18 protein-coding genes are annotated in these 20,219 nt (G+C 54.6%); 10 read left to right on the plus strand and 8 right to left on the minus strand.

Features of this window, described 5'->3' with window-relative positions:
- Positions 1 to 11 precede the first annotated feature (11 nt).
- Positions 12 to 1,571 carry a sensor histidine kinase gene (locus FEAC_RS00595; RefSeq protein ID WP_035388082.1) on the plus strand — a complete coding sequence of 520 codons (1,560 nt, stop codon included), beginning with the start codon at positions 12 to 14 and terminating at the stop codon, positions 1,569 to 1,571.
- Positions 1,568 to 2,758 (plus strand): phosphodiester glycosidase family protein, encoded by a 1,191-nt coding sequence (locus tag FEAC_RS00600; RefSeq protein WP_035388081.1) that lies wholly within the window; start codon positions 1,568 to 1,570, stop codon positions 2,756 to 2,758. Before FEAC_RS00595 ends, FEAC_RS00600 begins: the two co-directional genes overlap by 4 nt.
- Before the next feature lie 90 nt (positions 2,759 to 2,848).
- On the opposite strand, the gene sufU is transcribed toward FEAC_RS00600, so the two are convergent.
- From sufU to sufC (FEAC_RS00615), 3 genes are read right to left on the minus strand one after another with little or no spacing between them, the layout of a single operon-like run.
- Complete coding sequence (sufU, locus tag FEAC_RS00605) at positions 2,849 to 3,304, minus strand: Fe-S cluster assembly sulfur transfer protein SufU (RefSeq protein ID WP_081900903.1); 456 nt, start codon at positions 3,302 to 3,304, stop codon at positions 2,849 to 2,851.
- Positions 3,305 to 3,312: 8 nt separating this feature from the next.
- Positions 3,313 to 4,536 (minus strand): aminotransferase class V-fold PLP-dependent enzyme, encoded by a 1,224-nt coding sequence (locus tag FEAC_RS00610; protein WP_035388228.1) that lies wholly within the window; start codon positions 4,534 to 4,536, stop codon positions 3,313 to 3,315.
- A gap of 8 nt (positions 4,537 to 4,544) precedes the next feature.
- Complete coding sequence (gene sufC, locus FEAC_RS00615; RefSeq protein WP_211250006.1) at positions 4,545 to 5,300, minus strand: Fe-S cluster assembly ATPase SufC; 756 nt, start codon at positions 5,298 to 5,300, stop codon at positions 4,545 to 4,547.
- Between the two features lie 122 nt (positions 5,301 to 5,422).
- Between sufC (FEAC_RS00615) and FEAC_RS00620 the strand changes: the two genes are divergently transcribed.
- Both FEAC_RS00620 and FEAC_RS00625 read left to right on the plus strand, forming a co-directional pair.
- Entirely contained in the window at positions 5,423 to 5,614 is a 192-nt protein-coding gene (locus FEAC_RS00620) for a ferredoxin (RefSeq protein ID WP_035388080.1), read from the plus strand.
- Positions 5,615 to 5,618: 4 nt separating this feature from the next.
- Entirely contained in the window at positions 5,619 to 6,761 is a 1,143-nt protein-coding gene (locus tag FEAC_RS00625; protein WP_052565038.1) for an NAD(P)/FAD-dependent oxidoreductase, read from the plus strand.
- A 70-nt stretch (positions 6,762 to 6,831) separates the two neighbouring features.
- Here the strand turns inward: FEAC_RS00625 and sufC (FEAC_RS00630) are convergent, their stop codons facing one another.
- Genes sufC (FEAC_RS00630) through FEAC_RS00640 form a run of 3 tightly spaced genes read right to left on the minus strand, consistent with a single transcriptional unit; the run spans position 6,832 to position 9,133 of the window.
- Complete coding sequence (gene sufC, locus FEAC_RS00630) at positions 6,832 to 7,587, minus strand: Fe-S cluster assembly ATPase SufC (RefSeq protein ID WP_035388079.1); 756 nt, start codon at positions 7,585 to 7,587, stop codon at positions 6,832 to 6,834.
- Positions 7,575 to 7,934, minus strand: a complete 360-nt coding sequence (locus FEAC_RS00635) for a non-heme iron oxygenase ferredoxin subunit (RefSeq protein ID WP_052565040.1) — start codon at positions 7,932 to 7,934, stop codon at positions 7,575 to 7,577. Before FEAC_RS00635 ends, sufC (FEAC_RS00630) begins: the two co-directional genes overlap by 13 nt.
- Positions 7,934 to 9,133 carry a SufD family Fe-S cluster assembly protein gene (locus FEAC_RS00640; protein WP_052565042.1) on the minus strand — a complete coding sequence of 400 codons (1,200 nt, stop codon included), beginning with the start codon at positions 9,131 to 9,133 and terminating at the stop codon, positions 7,934 to 7,936. The genes FEAC_RS00635 and FEAC_RS00640 overlap by 1 nt, the downstream gene beginning before the upstream one ends.
- Positions 9,134 to 9,254: 121 nt before the next feature.
- Here FEAC_RS00640 and FEAC_RS00645 point away from each other — a divergent pair, with 121 nt between their 5' ends.
- From FEAC_RS00645 to FEAC_RS15410, 5 genes are all read left to right on the plus strand, one after another.
- Entirely contained in the window at positions 9,255 to 10,034 is a 780-nt protein-coding gene (locus FEAC_RS00645; protein WP_035388078.1) for an enoyl-CoA hydratase-related protein, read from the plus strand.
- A gap of 231 nt (positions 10,035 to 10,265) precedes the next feature.
- Positions 10,266 to 11,858, plus strand: a complete 1,593-nt coding sequence (locus tag FEAC_RS00650) for a S1C family serine protease (protein ID WP_052574640.1) — start codon at positions 10,266 to 10,268, stop codon at positions 11,856 to 11,858.
- A 152-nt stretch (positions 11,859 to 12,010) separates the two neighbouring features.
- Entirely contained in the window at positions 12,011 to 12,733 is a 723-nt protein-coding gene (locus tag FEAC_RS00655) for a response regulator transcription factor (RefSeq protein WP_035388077.1), read from the plus strand.
- Between the two features lie 17 nt (positions 12,734 to 12,750).
- Complete coding sequence (locus tag FEAC_RS00660; protein WP_052565045.1) at positions 12,751 to 14,388, plus strand: sensor histidine kinase; 1,638 nt, start codon at positions 12,751 to 12,753, stop codon at positions 14,386 to 14,388.
- Positions 14,389 to 14,574: 186 nt separating this feature from the next.
- The gene (locus FEAC_RS15410; RefSeq protein WP_156099257.1) at positions 14,575 to 14,745 is read left to right on the plus strand and encodes a hypothetical protein; all 171 of its coding nucleotides are present in this window, start codon (positions 14,575 to 14,577) and stop codon (positions 14,743 to 14,745) included.
- Positions 14,746 to 15,118: 373 nt separating this feature from the next.
- Here the strand turns inward: FEAC_RS15410 and sufB are convergent, their stop codons facing one another.
- Complete coding sequence (gene sufB, locus FEAC_RS00665; RefSeq protein WP_035388076.1) at positions 15,119 to 16,519, minus strand: Fe-S cluster assembly protein SufB; 1,401 nt, start codon at positions 16,517 to 16,519, stop codon at positions 15,119 to 15,121.
- A gap of 119 nt (positions 16,520 to 16,638) precedes the next feature.
- Between sufB and FEAC_RS00670 the strand changes: the two genes are divergently transcribed.
- Positions 16,639 to 18,717 carry a S9 family peptidase gene (locus FEAC_RS00670; protein ID WP_160290293.1) on the plus strand — a complete coding sequence of 693 codons (2,079 nt, stop codon included), beginning with the start codon at positions 16,639 to 16,641 and terminating at the stop codon, positions 18,715 to 18,717.
- Between the two features lie 130 nt (positions 18,718 to 18,847).
- Here the strand turns inward: FEAC_RS00670 and FEAC_RS00675 are convergent, their stop codons facing one another.
- Positions 18,848 to 20,104, minus strand: coding sequence for a DUF4115 domain-containing protein (locus FEAC_RS00675; protein ID WP_035388075.1), 1,257 nt, complete (start codon positions 20,102 to 20,104; stop codon positions 18,848 to 18,850).
- Between the last annotated feature and the right edge of the window lie 115 nt (positions 20,105 to 20,219).

The following is a 20,219-nucleotide window of genomic DNA, read 5'->3' on the forward strand; positions in this document are numbered from 1 at the left end:
GGCTCTCCTCCATGGAGAAGTTGGATCATGTCGCCAGGACACGTTTTCCTCCGCTACGGTGGATCGGGCGACAACTCGCATCGGTTCGAAAGCGTACCACGATAGCCGCCACAGTGGTCGTCGGAATGGTGCTTATGGCTGCCTTTATCGGAGTCGTCATTACGCTCAGAGCTGCCTTGACTCGTAACGTCGTGAACACTGCAAAGAACGAAGCCGATGACATCGTGCTATTGGTGCGCGATGGACATCTTCCGAATCCCCTCCCTATACCAAGGGGTGACCTCGCCGCCCAGGTGGTAACGAGCAACGGTACCGTTGTCGCATACTCGCCCAACCTTAAGGGAGCCAAGGCTCTGCGCTCACCCAAATACGTTCCATCACAAGGTATTGTTCAAACCGAGGACTCCGTCCGTGCAAATCGTCTAGCGATCAACGGCAACGTCGATCTTCACACTGTTTTTGTCGCTGACCGGGTCCAAGTCCCCACCTTCCTGGTCGGAGTACTATCCCGTTCTAAGTCCAGCAATCCAAGTCATTTGATTACTGGTTCCACTGGCAAACCTACAACCTTCGATGTCTATACCATTGCATCGCTCTCCTCTGTGGATGCATCGGTGTCAGCTCTAAATCGTGAGTTCCTTATCATCTACCCTATCATCTTGGCGGTAGTGGCTATCTCGACCTGGATTCTCAGCCGCAGAGCTCTGGCCCCAGTCGACCAAATTCGCCGAGACGTAGAGGAGATCACCGCCCTGAATCTATCAAATCGAGTTTTTCAACCAGATGGCGAAGACGAGATCGCACGCCTGGCGGTGACGATGAACTCGATGTTAGCGCGGCTCGACGCCTCGGCTGAGCAGCAGAAGCAGTTCATCGCAGACGCTTCACATGAATTAAAAAGTCCGCTGTCTGCCCTTCGTGCCTCACTTGAGGTAGGACTCCTCCACAGCGAGTCGACCGACTGGCATCAGACGGCCAATATTGCGCTAAGGGAGAGTGAACGGATGCAGCGCCTAATCGAAGACCTCCTCACGCTCGCCAAGGCCGAGGCTCGCGTACAGGCGGTCCAGGTTACCGTCGATCTTGACGAACTCTGCCGCGAAGAGATTCACCGGATTAGACGTACACATCCAGGCATCAACATCGACATGTCCCGAGTGAGCGCAGTACGACTTTTGGGAGATCCAGAGCAGATCAGAAGCATCATCCGCAACCTCATCGAGAATGCAGTTCGATACGCCAAAACGACAACAGCAGTGTCTGCCTCCACCGATGGACATCTGGCAACCTTCACGGTTGCCGATGACGGACCAGGGATTCCCGTCGAACGACGCGACGCAGTCTTCGAACGTTTCACCCGGCTAGATCCGGCACGAAGTCGACTACAAGGTGGCTCCGGCCTAGGGCTTCCCATCGTACGTAGCCTGGTCGAACTCCTTGAAGGGACCGTAACGATTGGGACGTCCGAACTAGGGGGAGCCTGTTTTCGCGTACAGCTGCCGGTCTTGACCCGAGACCGTGTACCATCGGATGCGGCAAACGGCCCAATACCAATGAAGGAAAAGGTTTGACAAGACTCACGTTAGATTCATCGCAGAAACCAAAGAAGCACCGCTCGCTCGCGTATCGTCGTGTTCGAGCTGTCATCGCCGCCGGCGTCCTTGTGGTCGGAGGTTACGGGACTCTCGGAGTGATAGGGGCCCTCAGCGCATCGGGCTCGGCCAGCCTGCCAATAAAGTTCGTCGAGTGGGTTCGCGGTAACGGTGGAGCGAGTATTGTTCAGACCGCTGAGAACGTTTGGTATAGCGTCAACCAACCTGCCGTAGGCGGGGCACCCCCCAAAGGTGCACTTAAACCAACCGCCAGTGTACGCCAAAGTCATTCCGCAAACACCTCCAAAATTCTTCCTGAACCAAAGGCAATCACACCGATTGCAAGTCCACCGCTCCCCCATGAGGGACAGTGGACGCCCGAGGGTCCACTAGTGAACGGATCGCCCGCCCTCTACGTGACCTTGATGCGTCCTGACAAGATTCACACCTCGCTGGTTGCCGGCATCGCCTGGCTCGACCCCCATCTCGTGAGTTTCCTTCAGTACGCTGGCGCCCAAGAGCCGCCGGGCGGTGGAACTTGGCCCTACGTGGCCCCGATTCAGGGGAGCCAAGCCAACAATCTCGTCGCAGCATTCAACTCCGGCTTTCGCATGAGTGATGCCAAGGGAGGCTACTACGCCTATGGAAAGATGGCCGTACCACTCAAGAACGGGGCTGCCTCATTCGTCGTCAACTCACAAGGCGTGGCGACGGTGGAGCGGTGGACCCAAGGTCAACACGTCCCTCCATCGATCAAGGTCGTCAGGCAAAATCTGATTCCGATAGTGCAGTCAGGTCGAATCAACCCCGCCGTCTACTCATCGAACTACCAGGTTTGGGGAGCTACCGTCGGAAATCAAGTGCTCGTGTGGCGCTCAGGCGTTGGAGTGACATCTAATGGTGCCATCGTATACGTGAGCGGACCTGGTCTCTCGGTCGCTTCGCTAGCCCGTCTACTCCAGCGAGCCGGTGCCGTTAACGCCATGGAGCTCGACATCAACTCCGCTTGGACTAACTTCTTTTACTTCAACCACACGCTCGGCACTCCTGCTAGCCCCGCCAATGGGTACCGTCTGGTCTACAACATGGCAAGGCCGCCTCAACGCTACTTCGAAGGAACCGCTAGGGATTTTGTAGTGGCCGTCGCACGTAAGCATCCGCTCTAGCGAACGCAGCTTGGCGGCTAATAGAGGAAATTCGAGAAGCCTCAGTTACTCACATGTTCACGACGACATGCTGCGTCAATGGCGACCAGATCAGTGTGCCTGGGCATCCTCAAGCGCTATCATGAGCGTGTTCCAGGGTAGCGTTGCGCACTTGATCCGCACCGGGAACTTCACCACTCCCTGAAGGGCGGCCAGCTCCCCGACCACCCTGAGATCGATCTGCTCCGGCTCACCCTCTGACTCCTCCACCGCGATCATACGCTTAAAACGGCTCACCGTGGCCTTTACCTCTTCTATCGGCTGCCCCTTGATGGCTTGAGACATCAGAGAGGCTGACGATCTCGATATTGAACAGCCTTGGCCAGTGATCTTGATATCGACTACAACACCATCTTCAACTTGGGCGTAGATGGTAACCTCATCACCACAAAGTGGATTAAAACCCTCTTGTGCGTGCACCGTAGGTCCCTCAAGCACTCCCTGGTTTCGAGGATTCTTGTAATGGTCGAGGATAATCTCCCGATACAGATCGTCAAGATCGTTCATAGTCACTCCTAATCGTGAAACAATCGATAGGCGTCGAGCAGGGCATCAACCAATGCGTCAACATCTTGCTCGTCGTTATAGAGATAGAAGGAGGCCCGCGCAGTCGCACCCACACCCAATTGACGCATAAGTGGTTTAGCGCAATGATGCCCAGCCCGGACACACACTCCATGTTGATCTAGGACTTGCGCGACATCATGGGGGTGTACATCGGCAAGTTCAAAGGATATAACCCCTCCTCGCTTCGTTACATCACGTGGACCGAAAATAGTGATACGATCGTCGAGTCTCTGCTGCAACTGGTTCATCGCATAACTGGTGAGACTCCGGTCGTGAGCACAGATCGCACCCATGCCTACCTCCTCTAGATAACCGAGAGCGGCATCCCATCCGGCGGCCTCAGCGATCGGTGGAGTACCTGCCTCAAACTTATGCGGGATCTCATTCGCCGTAAAGCCATCCAGTCGCACATCGCTAATCATCTCACCACCACCCAGGAAGGGCTGCATCCGATCGAGGATCTCCGCCCTCGCCCAGAGCGCACCGATACCGGTCGGGGCCAACATCTTATGCCCTGTAATGGCTAGACAATCCACGCCTAATTCGCTGACGTCGGTGACGAAATGAGGAACAAACTGAGCTCCATCAGCTACAACCAAGACGTCATGTTGATGAGCCTTCTCGCTCAGCATCGCTACCGGATTCAAGGTTCCGAGCACATTGGACATAAGGGTAACGCCGAGAATACTTGCCCTCTCTAGCATGGCATCCAATCCATCGAGCACCAACAGACCCTCGGCATCAAATGGGAGATATTCAATCGTGAAGCCGATTTGTTCTTGGAGTATCATCCATGGGACCAGATTGGCATGATGCTCCATCTCCGTAAGCAACACATGACTCCCGGGAGTCAAAAGCACGCGCCCGAGCCCCTGAGCCACTAAGTTAAGCGCCTCGGTCGCATTCTTGGTGAAGACAATCTCATGGGCGGGGTCACTAGCACCGATGAACCGACCCAGGTGTCTCCGAGCGGTCTCGTATATGCCAGTCGCCTCTTCCGCTAACCCATAGACGCCCCGATGCACGTTAGCATGCGAATGTCGGTAGTAACGATCCATAGCGTCAAGCACTACAACAGGGTGCTGCGAAGAGGCTGCTGAGTCGAGATAATAGAACGGTCTCGATGCGCGAATGTCCGCAAAAATTGGGAAATCGCTCCGTAGCCTACTCATTGGATCCGTTACTTCAACACTCGCCACTTCTGATATCCCTCTCGCTCTAGATCCTCTACCAACTCCATGCCACCTGAACCCACGATATGGCCATCGACAGCTACGTGAACAGCTGTTGGTGCAAGCCACGCCAGTATCCGCTGATAGTGCGTGATCAGAACGACTCCCATATCTGGGTTTGCCTCTCTTACAGTCTCGATCCCACGAGCCACAGTCCGCAACGCATCGATATCAAGGCCAGAGTCGGTCTCGTCAAGGATGGCGAGCTCTGGCTGCATCATCGCCATTTGAATGATCTCATTTCGCTTCTTCTCGCCACCTGAGAAACCTTCATTTAGATAACGCGACGCGAAAGACGGATCCAGACCAAGGCGCTCAAGCCATTCGAGGAGGTCGAAACGAACCTCGATCGCCGAGACATCACTGCCACGCCGCGCCTGAAGCGCCTGTCGAAGGAATTGGATCACCGAGACACCAGGAATCTCCTCGGGATATTGGAAGGCAAGGAAAATGCCCTCCTTGGCACGTTCATCGACAGGAAGTGCGCTTATATCTATCCCTTTAAAAATAACCTGTCCTTTGTCAATCTGATAGTCTGAACTTCCCATGATCGCATTGGCAAAACTCGACTTGCCAGATCCGTTGGGACCCATAATCACATGCAGCTCTCCAGGGGCGACCGTGAGCGAGAACCCCTTCAGGATGGTAGTGCCAGCGGCCGAAACCCATAGGTCACGCGCTTCAAACAAAGATTGGACAGTCACGCTCCCAGTCTAGTGGCAATTAACCCTATCGCGATAGTGCAATTGCACGGCACTTGACGACATCTCCGGTTTTCCTCTGGTAGGCTTTACGTCAACTATCAGCCAGAGAGGTAGGTGGAAGAATGCGCATTGAAGTCGACTACGACAAGTGCCAATCCAACGCAGTGTGCGAAGGTCTCGCGCCGTCGGTCTTCGAGGTCAGAGACGATGGTTTTCTCTACGTCATCAATGAAAATCCACCAGAGGACCTTCATGCGGCGGTACACGCAGCAAAAGAACAGTGTCCAACACAGGCAATAAGCGTGAGCGACTAACAGCGTGCGTCGCCTGGTCGTGGTGGGAGGGGCACTCGCTGGACACCGGTCAGCGGTCCATGCTCGGCGCCTTGACCCAGATCTCGACATCACAGTGCTCGCCGCCGAGGACGAGCTCCCATATCAACGTCCACCCCTATCTAAGGGTTACCTGCTTGGCACCGTATCATCCCAACGAGTTCGGCTTCGCGGTGCTGGGGAAGGCTATCGTCTCCTCGCTGCGAATCCAGCCATCGGCCTTGACCTCGCTCAATCCAGTGTTCTCACTAGCGACGGCATCCAATCATTTGATCTGCTCATCATAGCAACTGGAGCTCAACCCCATCGACTCGAAGGGTTCCCCCCTGATCAGGACGTGGTCTACCTGAGGACGGTCGGAGATGCCAATCTGCTGAAGGAGGCACTAGCCCGGATTCACCATCTCACGATCGTTGGTGGTGGCTTCATCGGAGCGGAGGTCGCTGTGAGTGCTCGACGGCTGGGGGTGGAGGTAACCATCGTCGAACAGAGCGCTCACCTACTATCGCGAGCCGTCGGACCGGGTGTCAGCAGGCTCATTGAAGAGAATCTCCAACGACTTGGGGTCGAGTTGGCGCTGGAGTCGACCACGAAACTTGAAGCCGTCAATAACCGACGGCTTGTCCGTGATGGAAGTCGTGAATGGCTCACCGATCTGGTCGTCGTTGGCGTTGGCGTTCATCCCTCTACCGAGTGGCTTGGCGGCGCCCTTCCTCTGCGAGAGGATGGAGGCGTAGCAGTGAACGAATTTGGGTTCGTCGATGGCTTTTCGCAAATCGCAGCTGCCGGGGACGTAGCGAGTTGGCATCACCCCCTATACGGGCGTCCATTGCGCTTTGAGCACTTCGAGGTAGCCGCCAACCAAGCTCTTCACGCAGCCGAAGCTCTCGTTAGCGACAAGCACATTGCATATACGGATATCCCTTTCGGATGGAGCGATCAAGGTGAGCTCCTGGTTCAGATACTTGGCGTACCAAGCCCCGGCCTCGCCGAAGAGGAGGAGTCGGTAGACGGCGGAAATATGTTCCTGTATCGACGCGATGATCGCATCGAAGGTGCGATACTCGTCAATGCACCCGAAGAACTCACCGCCCTGCGAGACCGTATTCTCTCCTCATTGAGCAGCTAATGACCTGACGGAGTCACCACATCAAACCCTCATCGCGGGAGGCTCTGTCACCTCCTAGTGCCGACAGGGCTCAATCTACAACGTTGTGTTCGGCAGTCTCGACGCCAAACTGTTGATAGCCCGAGCCTTCGAGTTCGATCGCTAGATCCATCCCGCCCTCGGCGACAATCTTACCTCGGACCAGAACAACCACACGATCTGCTCGAATCTCTCTCAGCAACCGGGGATAGTGCGTGATAAGCAGCAGAGCAGTACCCTGCTCCTCGTTCAATCGCTGCAATCGACGAGCAACGTCACGTAAGGCATCAATGTCGAGACCAGAATCGATCTCATCGCCAATGACGAGTGACTGCGGAACCGCGCTCACCAACAAAGTCTCAAGCTTCTTCTTCTCTCCTCCCGAAAGGTCGACATTTACCCATCTGTTGAGAAGAGTCTGGTCTAAGGATAGGTCCACGGCCTCGGACACGATTCTCTCGGTGACACCTTGTGCATCTAGACCCCGGAACCGATACATCGAAGAGACAAGCTCATCAACACGTACGCCCGGTATCTCCGGCTGACTCTGTGCTATCAACGCAACACCGAGGCGCGCGCGCTCATCGGTCGACCAGCCTTCGATCGCCTTTCCATCTATTACGATAGAGCCACTCTCGACTTGGTAATTGGGGCGACCCATGATCGTAGACACCAACGTGCTTTTCCCGGATCCATTCGGCCCCATTACCGCGATAACCTCACCGTCGTCGATCGCCAGGTTGATGCCGTGAAGCACTTGTTTGGTACCGATGGAAACGTGAAGGTCGTCTATTGCTAGGAACGCCATGATTCTCCTCGACCTCTAGTATCTTCGGTTGACTTGCCGGGCTGCGCCTCCAGGAACACCTCACCATCCCGCTCTGTCACCACAAAAACTGGGACCGCCTTAGTAGCCGGGAAGCAGGTAGGATGCCCATCGCGGAGTGAGAAGGTACTTCCATGCTTCCAACACTCGATCTCCAATGTCTCCGGGTAAACCTCGCCTTCCGCCAAACTATATTTGGCGTGTGAACAGGTGTCACCGATGGCGAACAAATCTCCATCGATACGAACAACGACTACCGGGAAGCCAGCAAGGTCTACCTTTACAGCTTTGCTCTCCTCGAAATCCTGAGTCACTCCGATACGTTCCATTACTCTCCTGACTCCCACTTCTCGTCAATCGCAGCTCTCAGCCGCAGCTGTTCTACGCTAAAATCCTCGCCCATATCCGCGAAAAAAGCCCTCGCCAAGGTTCGACGCGCCTCCTCCGCCGGAAATCCCTTTGACGCGAGATAGAACAACTGCTCCTCATCCACCGGACCAACCGTTGAGGCATGCGAGCACTTGACATCGCTAATCTGGATGTCTAAATTGGGCACCGACCAGGCAAGCGCCTCCTCGGAGAGCAAAACGTTCCGGTTTGTTTGGAACGCCTCAGAACCACGCCCCAGCGGCGTAATCGTAATCATCCCGGTATAGATCGAAGCACCGTCCCCGTTCACTACCCCTTTGTACAGAAGGTTGCTGGTAGTCGTCGGCGCATCATGGGTAATAAATGTGCGATAATCAACACGCTCATCAGCTCCTACCACATAACCAACCCGGATGGCGACCTCCGCCTTGGTTCCATGGAGAACCCCGTCTGTGCGAACGCGGGTATAACCCTGATGGGCACTAGCTGCATCGATCTCAAGGCGCGCCTCGGATGCCAATCTAAATCGAACATACCCAAGGCTTAACGCCGTCTTATCGTGCTCTAGCTGATGACGATAGACGATCGAGGACCGCTCTTCTCCAACAATCTCAATCACCGGGAGATGAAGGACCGATCCGGTCAAGAGATCCACGTGCACGATCTCCAACTCGGCATCAGGGTCCGCTGAGACACGGAGCCAACTCCATAGCGCTGCATCATCGCCGTTCCCAGCTGTGATGATGCCTAGTCGACGCACCGAAGAATCAGCGTGAATTTCAATGCGACAAGGTGCTAATAGTGTTCCTAGCGTGAGCAGGCTCTCATCTTCTTCACGCAGGAATTCACCTGCCGCCTCGACCTCTACGGCCGACAATCCCTGCGACTCTTGGCCACCGCCAATAAGACGACCGCCATCGATGCGCACAACAGCTTCGACATCACCGAAGGTCTTGAGGATCTCCATCCCCTGCTCCCAGATATCATCCGCACAGCTCGATGGAGTCCCCTGATAGCGCTCCCAATCGATCTCATCAACCGGAGAATATCTCCAACACTCCAAAGCCTCATTCGGCTGCTCAAGTCGCTCCACATCGGCTACCCTTGTGGCACTGCGAACCGGCAACTCCCAGGACAAATCCTTCCCTAGGGACTTCACGCGATCTCCTTCGATACCTTCTACGCCACCTTCGTATCGAGAAGGTGATGGTTTACCCTACCATCATAGTGATAATCTGGTGACTATCCACGGCGAGAGCATCGACCAACAGAGGAGAGTAATGGAGACGCTACAACTGGAGATCCATGATGGCATCGGTGAGTTGATTTTGAATCGTCCTGCCAAACTCAACGCCATGAATGCGAAGTTCTTTGAGGAGCTACCGATTGCGATCGAGATCCTTGAGGCTGAATCGGTGGTACAGGTCATTGTGATCCGTGCCAACGGGCCCCACTTCAGCGCAGGGCTAGACCTCTACGACATGGCACCAGGATCTCAAAAGATACAGGCAGCCAAGGATATAGAACCCCTTCAACGCGGATTCTTGGCGCTTGCCACCACCAGCAAACCTACGTTGGCCGCCATCAACGGCTACTGTATAGGAGGCGGGCTCGATCTCGTCGCTGCATGCGACATACGCATGGCGTCACAATCAGCGATCTTCTCGCTTCGCGAAGTCCGCATCGGCATTGTTGCCGACCTTGGATCTCTCGCCCTGCTCGCGGACGTTATGTCTCTCCCTACTCTGACAGAGATTGCGCTTACAGGTCGCGATCTTGATGCCAACGAGGCACAGAGAATTGGGCTGGTACAGACACTCTGCGCAACACCAGAGGAGCTCACACAAGCCGTTACGACGCTAGCCAGACAGATACAGGCGAATCCACCTCTTGCCGTCCAGGCAACTAAGAGCCTGTTGGTCCAACAACGAACTCAGCACCTACTACAACACCTTCAACTCGCAGCAAGCAACAACGTTGCTCTGATGCAATCGCAGGATATGAGAGAAGCAATCAATGCACTGATCGAAAAACGGCAACCTCACTACCATGGCAACTGATCACAAATCGATCAACACCAATCCTTCCAGCCTTGAGGCGTTCCCGGGCGAGATCTAACCTAATTCCACTACCATGGAGACTTCAATGTCGCTCACCTTTAGCCATGCTCCTACCTGTTCCTAAGCTTCCTCAAAGCATGAATCATAAGACTGGGCATTGAAAGGTTCCTTAAACCGAATGCTCCGAAGCCTCAGAGCGCAAACGAAGAATGGTAGAGAAAGGCACGCATGATGAGTGACAATGAGTTTTCCGAGGACGTGAACGGTTCGAATCCTTCCAATGGAGAGGATCCTACGGAAGAGATCCATACCACTCCTCAAGGTAACGAGGGCTCATCATCAGATCCCGAGCAGGGATCTGAGCCAACGTTGATAGGGGATGGTTGGTCATCAGGAGATGGTTGGTCATCAGGAGATGCGCTCGCATCCGGCGAGACCTGGTCAGGTGGAGCGGCCGCCGATCAATCTGATGGCGATCCCTCGTTAACTGACAACGCTGGGCAGGCCGGTGCAGCGAGCGATAGCACCGGGTACCATGGGTACGACTACTCATCGACCTGGACCTCTCCCCCAACCTCACCTTCGACAGAGAGCAACTCAGCTAAGGGATCTCGCAAACGAAGGGGTGCCTTGGCCCAACGTAGATTCTCGGGCTTGACCGTGTTGACCGCAGCGGTGGTGGCAGCGGTTGTGGCTGTTGGCACCAGTATTACCGTCGTCCATTTAAGTAATTCCTCTAATTCAAAGCCTGTAGTCATCACTCAATCCTCTGCATCTCCCACGTCGATACAGGGGTCTGGGCTCAACGGCAACGGTAGTCTCAATGTGCCACAGATTTTGGCAAAGGTCGAACCGGCTGTGGTCGACATCACTGCCCAAGGTTCTACTAGCAATGGTTTTCTAGGCACGAGCCAATTTCAAGACGCCGGCACAGGAATGATTATCGGATCAAGTGGCCTCGTTCTTACCAACAACCATGTTGTTGCGGGAGCAACCTCGATACAGGCCACGCTCTACAACCAATCGAAGTCATATCCAGTGAAGGTTGTAGGAACCGATCCCAACCACGATATAGCAGTGCTTCAGATCCAGGGGCTCTCCAATCTCCCGACGGTGAAGTTCGGTTCATCTAAGCAACTTCAGGTGGGTGATCCAGTTGTAGCTATTGGGAATGCACTCGCCCTGCAAGGTGATCCAACTGTAACTCAAGGGATCGTGTCGGCACTGAATCGCTCCATCACCGCCCAAGATCAAAATCTGACCGAGCACCTTACCCAGATGATTCAGACAGACGCGCCTATCAACCCTGGCAACTCGGGGGGGCCACTCGTAGACGCTGCTGGCCAGGTAGTGGGAATGGACACCGCGATAATCTCGTCGACCTCACAAACTCCCGCCCAAAATCTCGGATTTGCTGAATCTATCGACTCCGTACTCCCAGTAGTGAAGAACATCCTGAAGGATCCCTCCTACTACACGAAGTCTTCCTCCCAATCCTCCTCCACTGCGACTACCACTGCCAAGGCGTTCCTGGGTGTCGGCATTCAGACTTTGAGTCCACAGTATGCTAGCCAGCTTGGGTATCCCACTGGCCAAACAGGAGCATTGATCGACTACATCTATCCAGGCTCACCAGCCTCAAACGCTGGTTTGACATCTGGTGACGTCATCGTTGGCTTTGACGGCAAGACAGTAGCCGATGCATCTCAACTCGTAACTGATGTCAGGTCCAAATCGCCAGGGACATCGATAACCCTGAAGGTACTTTCACAGTCAGGAACCTCCACTATGAGGATTACTCTTGGCAACGCACCAGCAGCATAAATGAATGACTGGCATCAGAGTCAGTCGAGAACAGAAACCGCTAGCGTTATCGACGCTGGCGGTTTCGTCGCGCCTGCGCCTATCATCGGATGGGCGGACCGAGTTAGATCCCTTTCGCACAACCGGACTAGCTGCCAACAAAAGGAGAAGCTATGACATCCACCCAAGGACGACCCTCCAAGGATAAACGAATACTTGTGGTCGATGACGAACTCCCGATCACCGAGTTGCTCCAGATGGCACTCAACTTTGAGGGCTACGACGTAGGGGTCGCGGCATCAGGTCGCGAAGCACTAGAACTCACTAAGACTTTTCGCCCCGACGCCATCGTTCTTGACGTGATGATGCCGGGCCTTGACGGCTTCCAAGTAGTCAAACGACTGCGCGAAGAACGTGACGGGACGCCAATACTCTTTCTGACCGCTCGTGACTCGGTAGAGGATCGTGTAGAGGGACTCAGGCTCGGTTCAGATGACTACCTCACCAAACCTTTCTCTCTCGCAGAGCTCACGGCTCGCATCGAAGCCGTGCTACGGCGCAGCGGTGGAGGCACAACGGAGTCGTCTCGCCAAACCTTTCACGACCTCACACTCGACGACGAGACTCACGAAGTGCTCCGAGCAGGCAAGCTCGTCGAACTTACCGCCACGGAGTTCAAGCTCTTGCGTTTTCTCATGCTGAACGCAAACAAAGTTGTCTCCAAAACACAGATCCTAGATCACGTCTGGGAGTATGATTTTGGAGGTGATGCCAACATCGTTGAGACTTATATCAGCTACTTAAGAAAGAAGCTTGACCAGTTTGGACCTCCGATGATCAAAACAATTCGTGGCGTTGGCTACAGTCTGCGAGCACCAGAAATCAGAGAGCCCTGAAGCGTAAGACAGGAGCCGTGTCGAAAACTGGATCTCGCCTTTCCCTCCGAGCTCGACTACTTATCATCGCGCTCGCCACGTTGATTGTAGGTACGCTGGCAATTGACTTTACAACCGTGACTGCGCTGCGGTCGTTCCTAGTGGCTCGAGTAGATTCCCAGCTGACTACCGATATTCCGCTCGCAGCCCGCGAACTCCTACACTCCAGCGTCTACGGTAACTCCAGCTTCTCAGGACTGGTCTCCCTGCCACAGGGTAGCTATGGAGAGCTGATCTTCTCTAACGGAACATCCATCGTCGGCCAATTTTCGAATTCCGTTTCAGAACCTCCTCCAAACGTCGCCACAGGCAAAGCGGGTGACCAGCGGGTCGACATACCAGTCGGACATCCTATCACCATCGAGCTGCCGAAAACAAGCTATGCCTATCGTGTCCTAGCCGCGCGGGATCCATCACTTGGTGCGACGATGATCCTGTCCATACCCCTAACCTCCGTCGAGAGCACGCTGCAACGCTTGGAGTTAGCCGAGTTCTTCGTCTCACTTGGCGTGGTCCTGGCTCTTGGGCTCGCCGGAGCGTTCTCGATTCGCATCGGCCTTAAACCACTAGAGCGCATGCGAGCACAGGCTCGAGATATCACCGCAGGTGACTCCATGGCGCGTGTGGACGATGAAGGGCCCCAGGAGATTGCAAGCCTCGCTGGAACCCTCAATACCATGCTCGAACGCCTCCAAGAGGCCTACAACAACTCCCAAAGCTCACAGACTCGACTCCGTCAGTTCATAGCAGACGTAAGCCATGAGCTGCGCACGCCACTTACTAGTATCAAAGGCTACGCCGAGCTCTATCTCGATGGTGCTCTCGACCCGACAACCGACACTCCTTTGGCAATGGAACGGATCCAATCAGAGGCTAGCCGCATGGCAGCACTCATTGAAGACCTGCTATTGCTGGCACGCATGGATGAGAATCGGCCACTATCACTGGCACCGATCGATCTTTCAGCGCTTGCACGCGCAGCTGTCATGGACGCGACCGCAGTTGAGCCTGAACGCAAGATCGATCTGATTACGCCCGCCGAAGCTTTAGTCCTCGGCGATCAACACCGGCTGACTCAAGTCATCACCAATCTTCTCTCCAACGTGCGCACCCATACCCCAGCGACAGCAACAGTGACGGTCCGTATCGAGATTCTTCCGAAGGACGCGAAACCACCAACCGGGGCACATACCGCGCGAGGAATCTCCGATCTCTTCGGGAGCACTGATGAGACAATAGCACTCTTGGAGTGGGACGCGATAGTACGCCTTACCGTGTGTGACTCTGGACCAGGGCTCGACAGCCAGCAACTGGAGCGAGTCTTTGAGCGCTTTTATCGATCAGATGAATCCCGCTCTCGCGCTCGTGGTGGAGCAGGGCTCGGGCTCTCACTTGTAGCCGCCATTACCCATGCACACGGAGGCAATGCGTGGGTCACGAGCGCTGGTCTTGGCAGAGGAAGTTGCTTCGGTATTGACCTGCCCATGCTAGAGATGGACACCGGTGACGTCAACCCTGCGCCTTCCGTTCCCGCACTCGTAACCGAATCCACCGGGCGATTCGCCGTCCCTTGGAGAATGCCATCACGCAGAGAACGACACGCGAAGCCGGAATAACTCACCGATTGCTTCACACCGTCAACAGCTACCGGCAAACGCCAGTAACTGCACCGAAGCAGATTGGGCAGGAACACTTGCCGCTAGCCAACACGTCCAGACACCCAAGCTGAACCTGCGTTGTCCACGCCTAGCCAACACACGAGTAGCATAGCAGTTATATCGAAGTTGAAAGAGGTAGCCACTGTGAGCAGCTATTCAAAGCGTGGGACAGTCATGGTAGGTAAGACAGTGGGAGCTGGAGCGGTGGTGGCCGTTCTCGGGTCTCTCGTAGCGGGACCAGTTGGCCTCGTCGTTGGCGCTGCTGCTGGAGGTTGGGTTGGTTACAAATACGCCATGAGGGACCGCACTCACTAGTTCCTCCGCAGCTTGTAAGCCAGCAGGCTCGTTCAAAGACCAGTAGTCCACCACGCAAATCCTCTGTGTCTACACAGAAAATACACGAGGATTCTGAACTCAGGTGCCAGCACTCAGCTCGTGCGATCTTGCAGCGCCCTAGTTCACATCCGGACACAGCTGCTCACACCAAGGTTTGACCGGCTGTGCAGTCGGAAGCCGACAGTGCATAGCTGGCCGATCCCTATTTCAGCTTATTCTGTGCCACGCGACGGTGACCAAAACGACACCGGACTAACCAGTAAAGACATCCTACACACAGAACCCCGGGCCGACACTGCAACCTGAGTGCAGGAACGTGCGCCCAATCCATACCATCTGGCGCGCGTCATCGTTATCCGATGGAACCATCCATTTGAAGTTCAATTAATCGAGACCACTCGACCGCGTACTCCATAGGCAACGTGCGAGTGACTGGCTCAATGAATCCATTGACGATAAGGCTCATCGCCTGCGCCTCCGACAGACCGCGACTCATCAAATAAAAGAGCTGATCCTCGCCGACCTTAGACACCGTTGCCTCGTGTCCAACCCAAGCATTACGCTCGCCGATCTCCATGTATGGCTTCGTCTCTGAAATCGAATTATCATCGAGAAGCAACGCGTCGCAACGCACGAATGAACGAGAGTTCTTCGCCCCCTCCTCCATATGCACAAGTCCACGATAGGTCGTGATGCCACCATCTTTGGATATGGACTTGGATACGATTGTCGACGTCGTCTCCGGTGCGGCGTGGATCATCTTTGCACCAGCATCTTGGTGTTGTCCAGCACCCGCATAGGCGACCGAAAGCACCTCGCCGGATGCCTTCGGTCCCATCAGATAGACCGATGGATACTTCATGGTCAACCGTGAGCCGATGTTGCCATCGATCCACTCGACTCGTGCCTCAGCTTCCGCTCGAGCTCGCTTGGTGACAAGATTGTAGACATTCGATGACCAGTTCTGGATGGTGGTATAAGTTATACGCGCACCAGGTTTGGCTATGAGTTCGACGACAGCGGAGTGCAATGAATCGGTAGAGTAGACCGGTGCAGAACATCCTTCGATATAGTGAACCTGGGAACCCTCATCAGCGATAATCAATGTGCGTTCGAACTGCCCCATGTTCTCAGAGTTGATCCGAAAGTACGCCTGCAGTGGCATCTCGAGTTTGACACCCTTGGGTACGTAGATGAATGATCCCCCGGACCAAACAGCCGAATTAAGGGCAGCGAACTTGTTATCATTCGGAGGGATGACAGTACCAAAGTACTGCTTCACAAGCTCTGGGTAGTCACGTAATGCAGTGTCCATGTCGGTAAAGAGGACACCCAGCTTTGCCAAGTCGTCGCGATTGCGGTGATAGACGACCTCAGACTCATATTGTGCAGTCACGCCACCTAGATACTTGCGTTCAGCCTCAGGGATCCCGAGCTTATCCCAGGTGTTCTTCATGTTTTCAGGAAGTGCGTCCCAATTATCAACCTGGTGATCGGTTGGCTTTACGTAGTAGTAGATGTCGTCAAAATCCAGATCAGGCATATTGACGGCAAACCACGGAGCCATAGGCCTTCGCATGAAGTGATCAAGCGCCTTCAGCCGGAATGCACGCATCCAATCTGGTTCAGCCTTGATCCTCGACATCTCCTCGACGATCTCTCTAGAGAGTCCCTTTTTAGGCTTAAACACATAGTCTTCGACGTCAGACCAGCCGAGCTTGTAGCGTCCTAGATCAAGTTCCACAGAGGCCATTGCTACTCCTTCATTCTTTTGCATCCCACCGAAACTCTGGAATGGTGGGCATCGGTGATTTGCACTATCTCCATAGTAACAACTATGAAGATCGTATCGACCGGTCTACACTGGCCAGCATGCCATATCTTTCACAGCTGCTCTTTGCGCGCTCCACGCCCCTCCCTAGTCTTCCCTCACAACTCGGGCATACGCTCACGGGAAGATCCATCACCCGAGAGGATCCGTTCTACTATCTTCGAGACCTTACAAATCCTGCCACAAGCGAGTATCTCCAGCAAGAACGAAATTTCATGAGTCGGTTGGAAGGCACATTAGAAGAGATGCGTGATGAACTCGTAGCCGAGTTTCGAGCTCGTATCCCAGAACCGGACGAGAGCTACCCCACTCGCCGTGGCTCCTACGAGTACTTCAGCAGGATTGAACCAGACCTCGACTATCCGATTCACCTCCGCCGGAAAATCGGTGGTACCGAAGTGGAGACAGTACTAGATGAAAATGCGGTAGCCCAGAATCATGACTTCCTGGGTATAAGCGGGATTGCTATCGCCGACGATGAACATACGATCGCCTATGGAGTCGACTTCAGTGGAGATGAGCGTTATCTGCTTCGAATCGGCCATCTCGTCGACGGCGTAGTTACTATCGACGAAGAGATCCCTTCCACCTCATACGGCTTCGTCTTTTCAAACGACGCTAGACAACTCCTCTACACTCGCCCGGACGATACTTTGCGACCAGCCGTGGTCCTAGCCCACTCCCTTGGTTCCGATCACAGCAGTGACGTCGTGTTAATGGATGAAAAGGACCAACGATTCTATCTCGACGTCGGTCGCACCAAAGATCGAAACTTACTAGTCATCTCAGCTTCCAGTGCCATCACGAGCGAATATTGGCTCCTCCCCTCAAGTGGTGAGCTCGGCGCCCCCATCTGCTTTCGCCCACGTGAGCAGGGGCTCGAATATCATCTCGACCATATAAACGGGTCGTTCTACCTGATGGCAGCCCATGACGGCGAAGAGTATCGCCTGTTTACTGTGCAAGATCGACTCGCGCCTTGGGAGCCCTTCTTCGAACTACCAAACGATGATCGCCTCGAAGGATTTGAGGTCACCCCTCTAGGCATCGTCCTACAACTGCGCTCTGTCGATCGAACCAAACTGACCTATGTCGCCTTTGAGCAAGTCGGTGAACCCGCAGGCGTTGAAATCTCAGGCGACGATGCCGCCGTTACCTCAGTCTTGCTGGGGAATGCAGAGCCGACGGCGACGACAATCCGCATAGAAGAGACCTCGCTTGCGATGCCGGCGACGCTGATAGAGATCGACCTAACGACTCTCGAACGCACTATCCTCTGGCAACAGCGAGTACTTGGGGGCGTTGATACCACCAACTATCTCACCATGCGCGGCTACGCACCAAGCGACGATGGCACCCTCATCCCAGTAACACTCGTCCATCGACGAGACCTAACCCTTCCTGCACCCACGCTCCTCTACAGCTACGGTGCCTACGGCGAACCCATCGACCCAGGCTTTTCGACCATGAGACTTTCGCTCCTGGATCGTGGGTTTGTCTATGCAATTGCACACGTACGCGGTGGAGGTGAACTCGGTCGTCAATGGCATGACTTGGGCAGACTGGAGCACAAGCCCCAAGGCTTTCAAGACCTGCGCTCCGCAGCTGATTGGCTCGTCGACAACAACATCTCCAATCCAAGCCTCATCTGTCTTCGAGGAGCTAGTGCGGGTGGTCTGATGGTAGCCGCTACGCTCAACCTCGACCCCAGTCGCTTCCGAGCTGCCGTTCTAGAGGTTCCCTTTGTTGACTGTCTAACCACTATCTCTGACCCTGATCTTCCCTTGACAATCACTGAATGGGAGGAGTGGGGAAACCCGATCGAATCAGACATAATCGAGTCTTTGATGGCTTCGTATAGCCCATACGACAACCTAAAGGCGGAACGCTACCCTGATCTCTTGGTGACTACTGGCCTAAATGACTCGCGAGTATCCTACTGGGAACCCGCGAAATACGTAGCCAAACTCCGCCTACTCTCCCCTCTCACCAATGTCGCCCTCAAGATTGAGAACGAGGCTGGCCACATGGGGGCTTCAAAACGCACCGAAGTGTACCAAAATGAGGCTCTTGTCGAAGCCTTTCTACTTGCTGCATGTACTCCGTCAGAACCTGGTTAAAGGCTCTCATGGGACTACCATCGGGCAGAGCCATCCCTGTCTAACTTCATGTCCTACTCCTGCTGAGAGCCTGACCCCTTCTCCTGAGTGAGGCAAGCAAGTCCTCTGTGGGTTGCTCTATTAGTTCTTATTATGCGGGCGACTGGCCGGAGGAGGCAACAAGGTTGAAGGAGAAGACTCCCGGCGGCGATGAAAACGAAACCGGCACCCCGTTTACCTGCATCTGGAAGTCATGTGCGTTGCCAACTTTAATCCACAACGAAGATGCAGTTGAAGAGATCGTATATGACCCACCGGCCGGAAGGGTCTGGTCCCATAACAGCGGACCATTAGCTGAATCAGAATCAGCTACCCAACATGGCTGACTAGCGCTCACTACGATCGTTCTAGCTCCGCCAGGAATATCGTAGGTTGCATAACTCGAGTTCGCGCTAACCGGGGTGTACTTAGACGGTGTCGACGACGATGAACTTGTCGACTGGTTGCCACTGCTAGGGGTGGAGGAATTCGACGGAGTCGACGAGGAGCCACCAGCCGCAGTAGAGGTCTTTTTCTTGGTGGTCGAAGTAGATTTAGATCCTTTTGAGGCTGTGGATGAGCGCGAGTTCGAAGGGGTGGTCGTGCGTGTAGCCGACGAAGGTGGAATAACCGTCGATGAAGTGTTGCGTCCGAGCAGAAAGAAACCGACGCCGAGGACCACTGCGATAGCGCCCGCGCCGACAGCCATAGCTGACAACGGCAGACTCCTGCCGGTCGAATAGACACGATGCTCACGCGATCCACGGCCGTCTGATTCAGCACTGGACTCCTTCTCGCTCAAAGAGGCGTCGATCACTGGCATAGCCTCGGTCATCGACGATGCGAGCACACCACCAATAGGAGTGAGCTGTACAGTGGAGTCCGCATCGGCATCAGCCTTCTTCTCTAACACACCCTCTTCTCCAAACACCAGTCCAGAGTCGACTGTTGAAGCATGTTCAGGCACAGACAACGGATCTTCAACGAGCTCGGAGGTGTCGTGCGCTGGTACTGGTGGCTCGGAATCCAGGCTCAGGTCGCCATTCTCCCGGTCTTCTATACCTCTAGGCTCAGGTGTGGTCTGGAGGTGGTCATCGTCATTTCCTAGCGGTGCAGTAATACGAATGAGATCTGGATCTGTGAGATGATCGAGTTTCGAGAGATCGAGTCTAACCGGACGTAAAGGCTCCACTTTGAATGTACGAGCATCACGATCGGCAGTCGGGGCATCAGCCACCTTAGAGATCATGTCGAGAGTCTGGCGATGGCCAGACATGGAACGGCGTTCGCGTGTCGCATTCGACAACCCGATCCGCGCTACGATCGCCAACCCGATGAATGCGACGACAAAGATGATGATTACTGTCATGGGACACCTCGAAGGCGAGAGACGATTCTTCAAACAACAGTATAGGCGTAGCTACACGACTGGAAGATAGCTCCTCTTTGGCTCGACTTCAGCTATCTGCAAAGCTGGTCGAAGA

Origin of the sequence: Ferrimicrobium acidiphilum DSM 19497 (assembly GCF_000949255.1) — a bacterium.
In the GTDB taxonomy this organism is placed as follows: domain Bacteria; phylum Actinomycetota; class Acidimicrobiia; order Acidimicrobiales; family Acidimicrobiaceae; genus Ferrimicrobium; species Ferrimicrobium acidiphilum.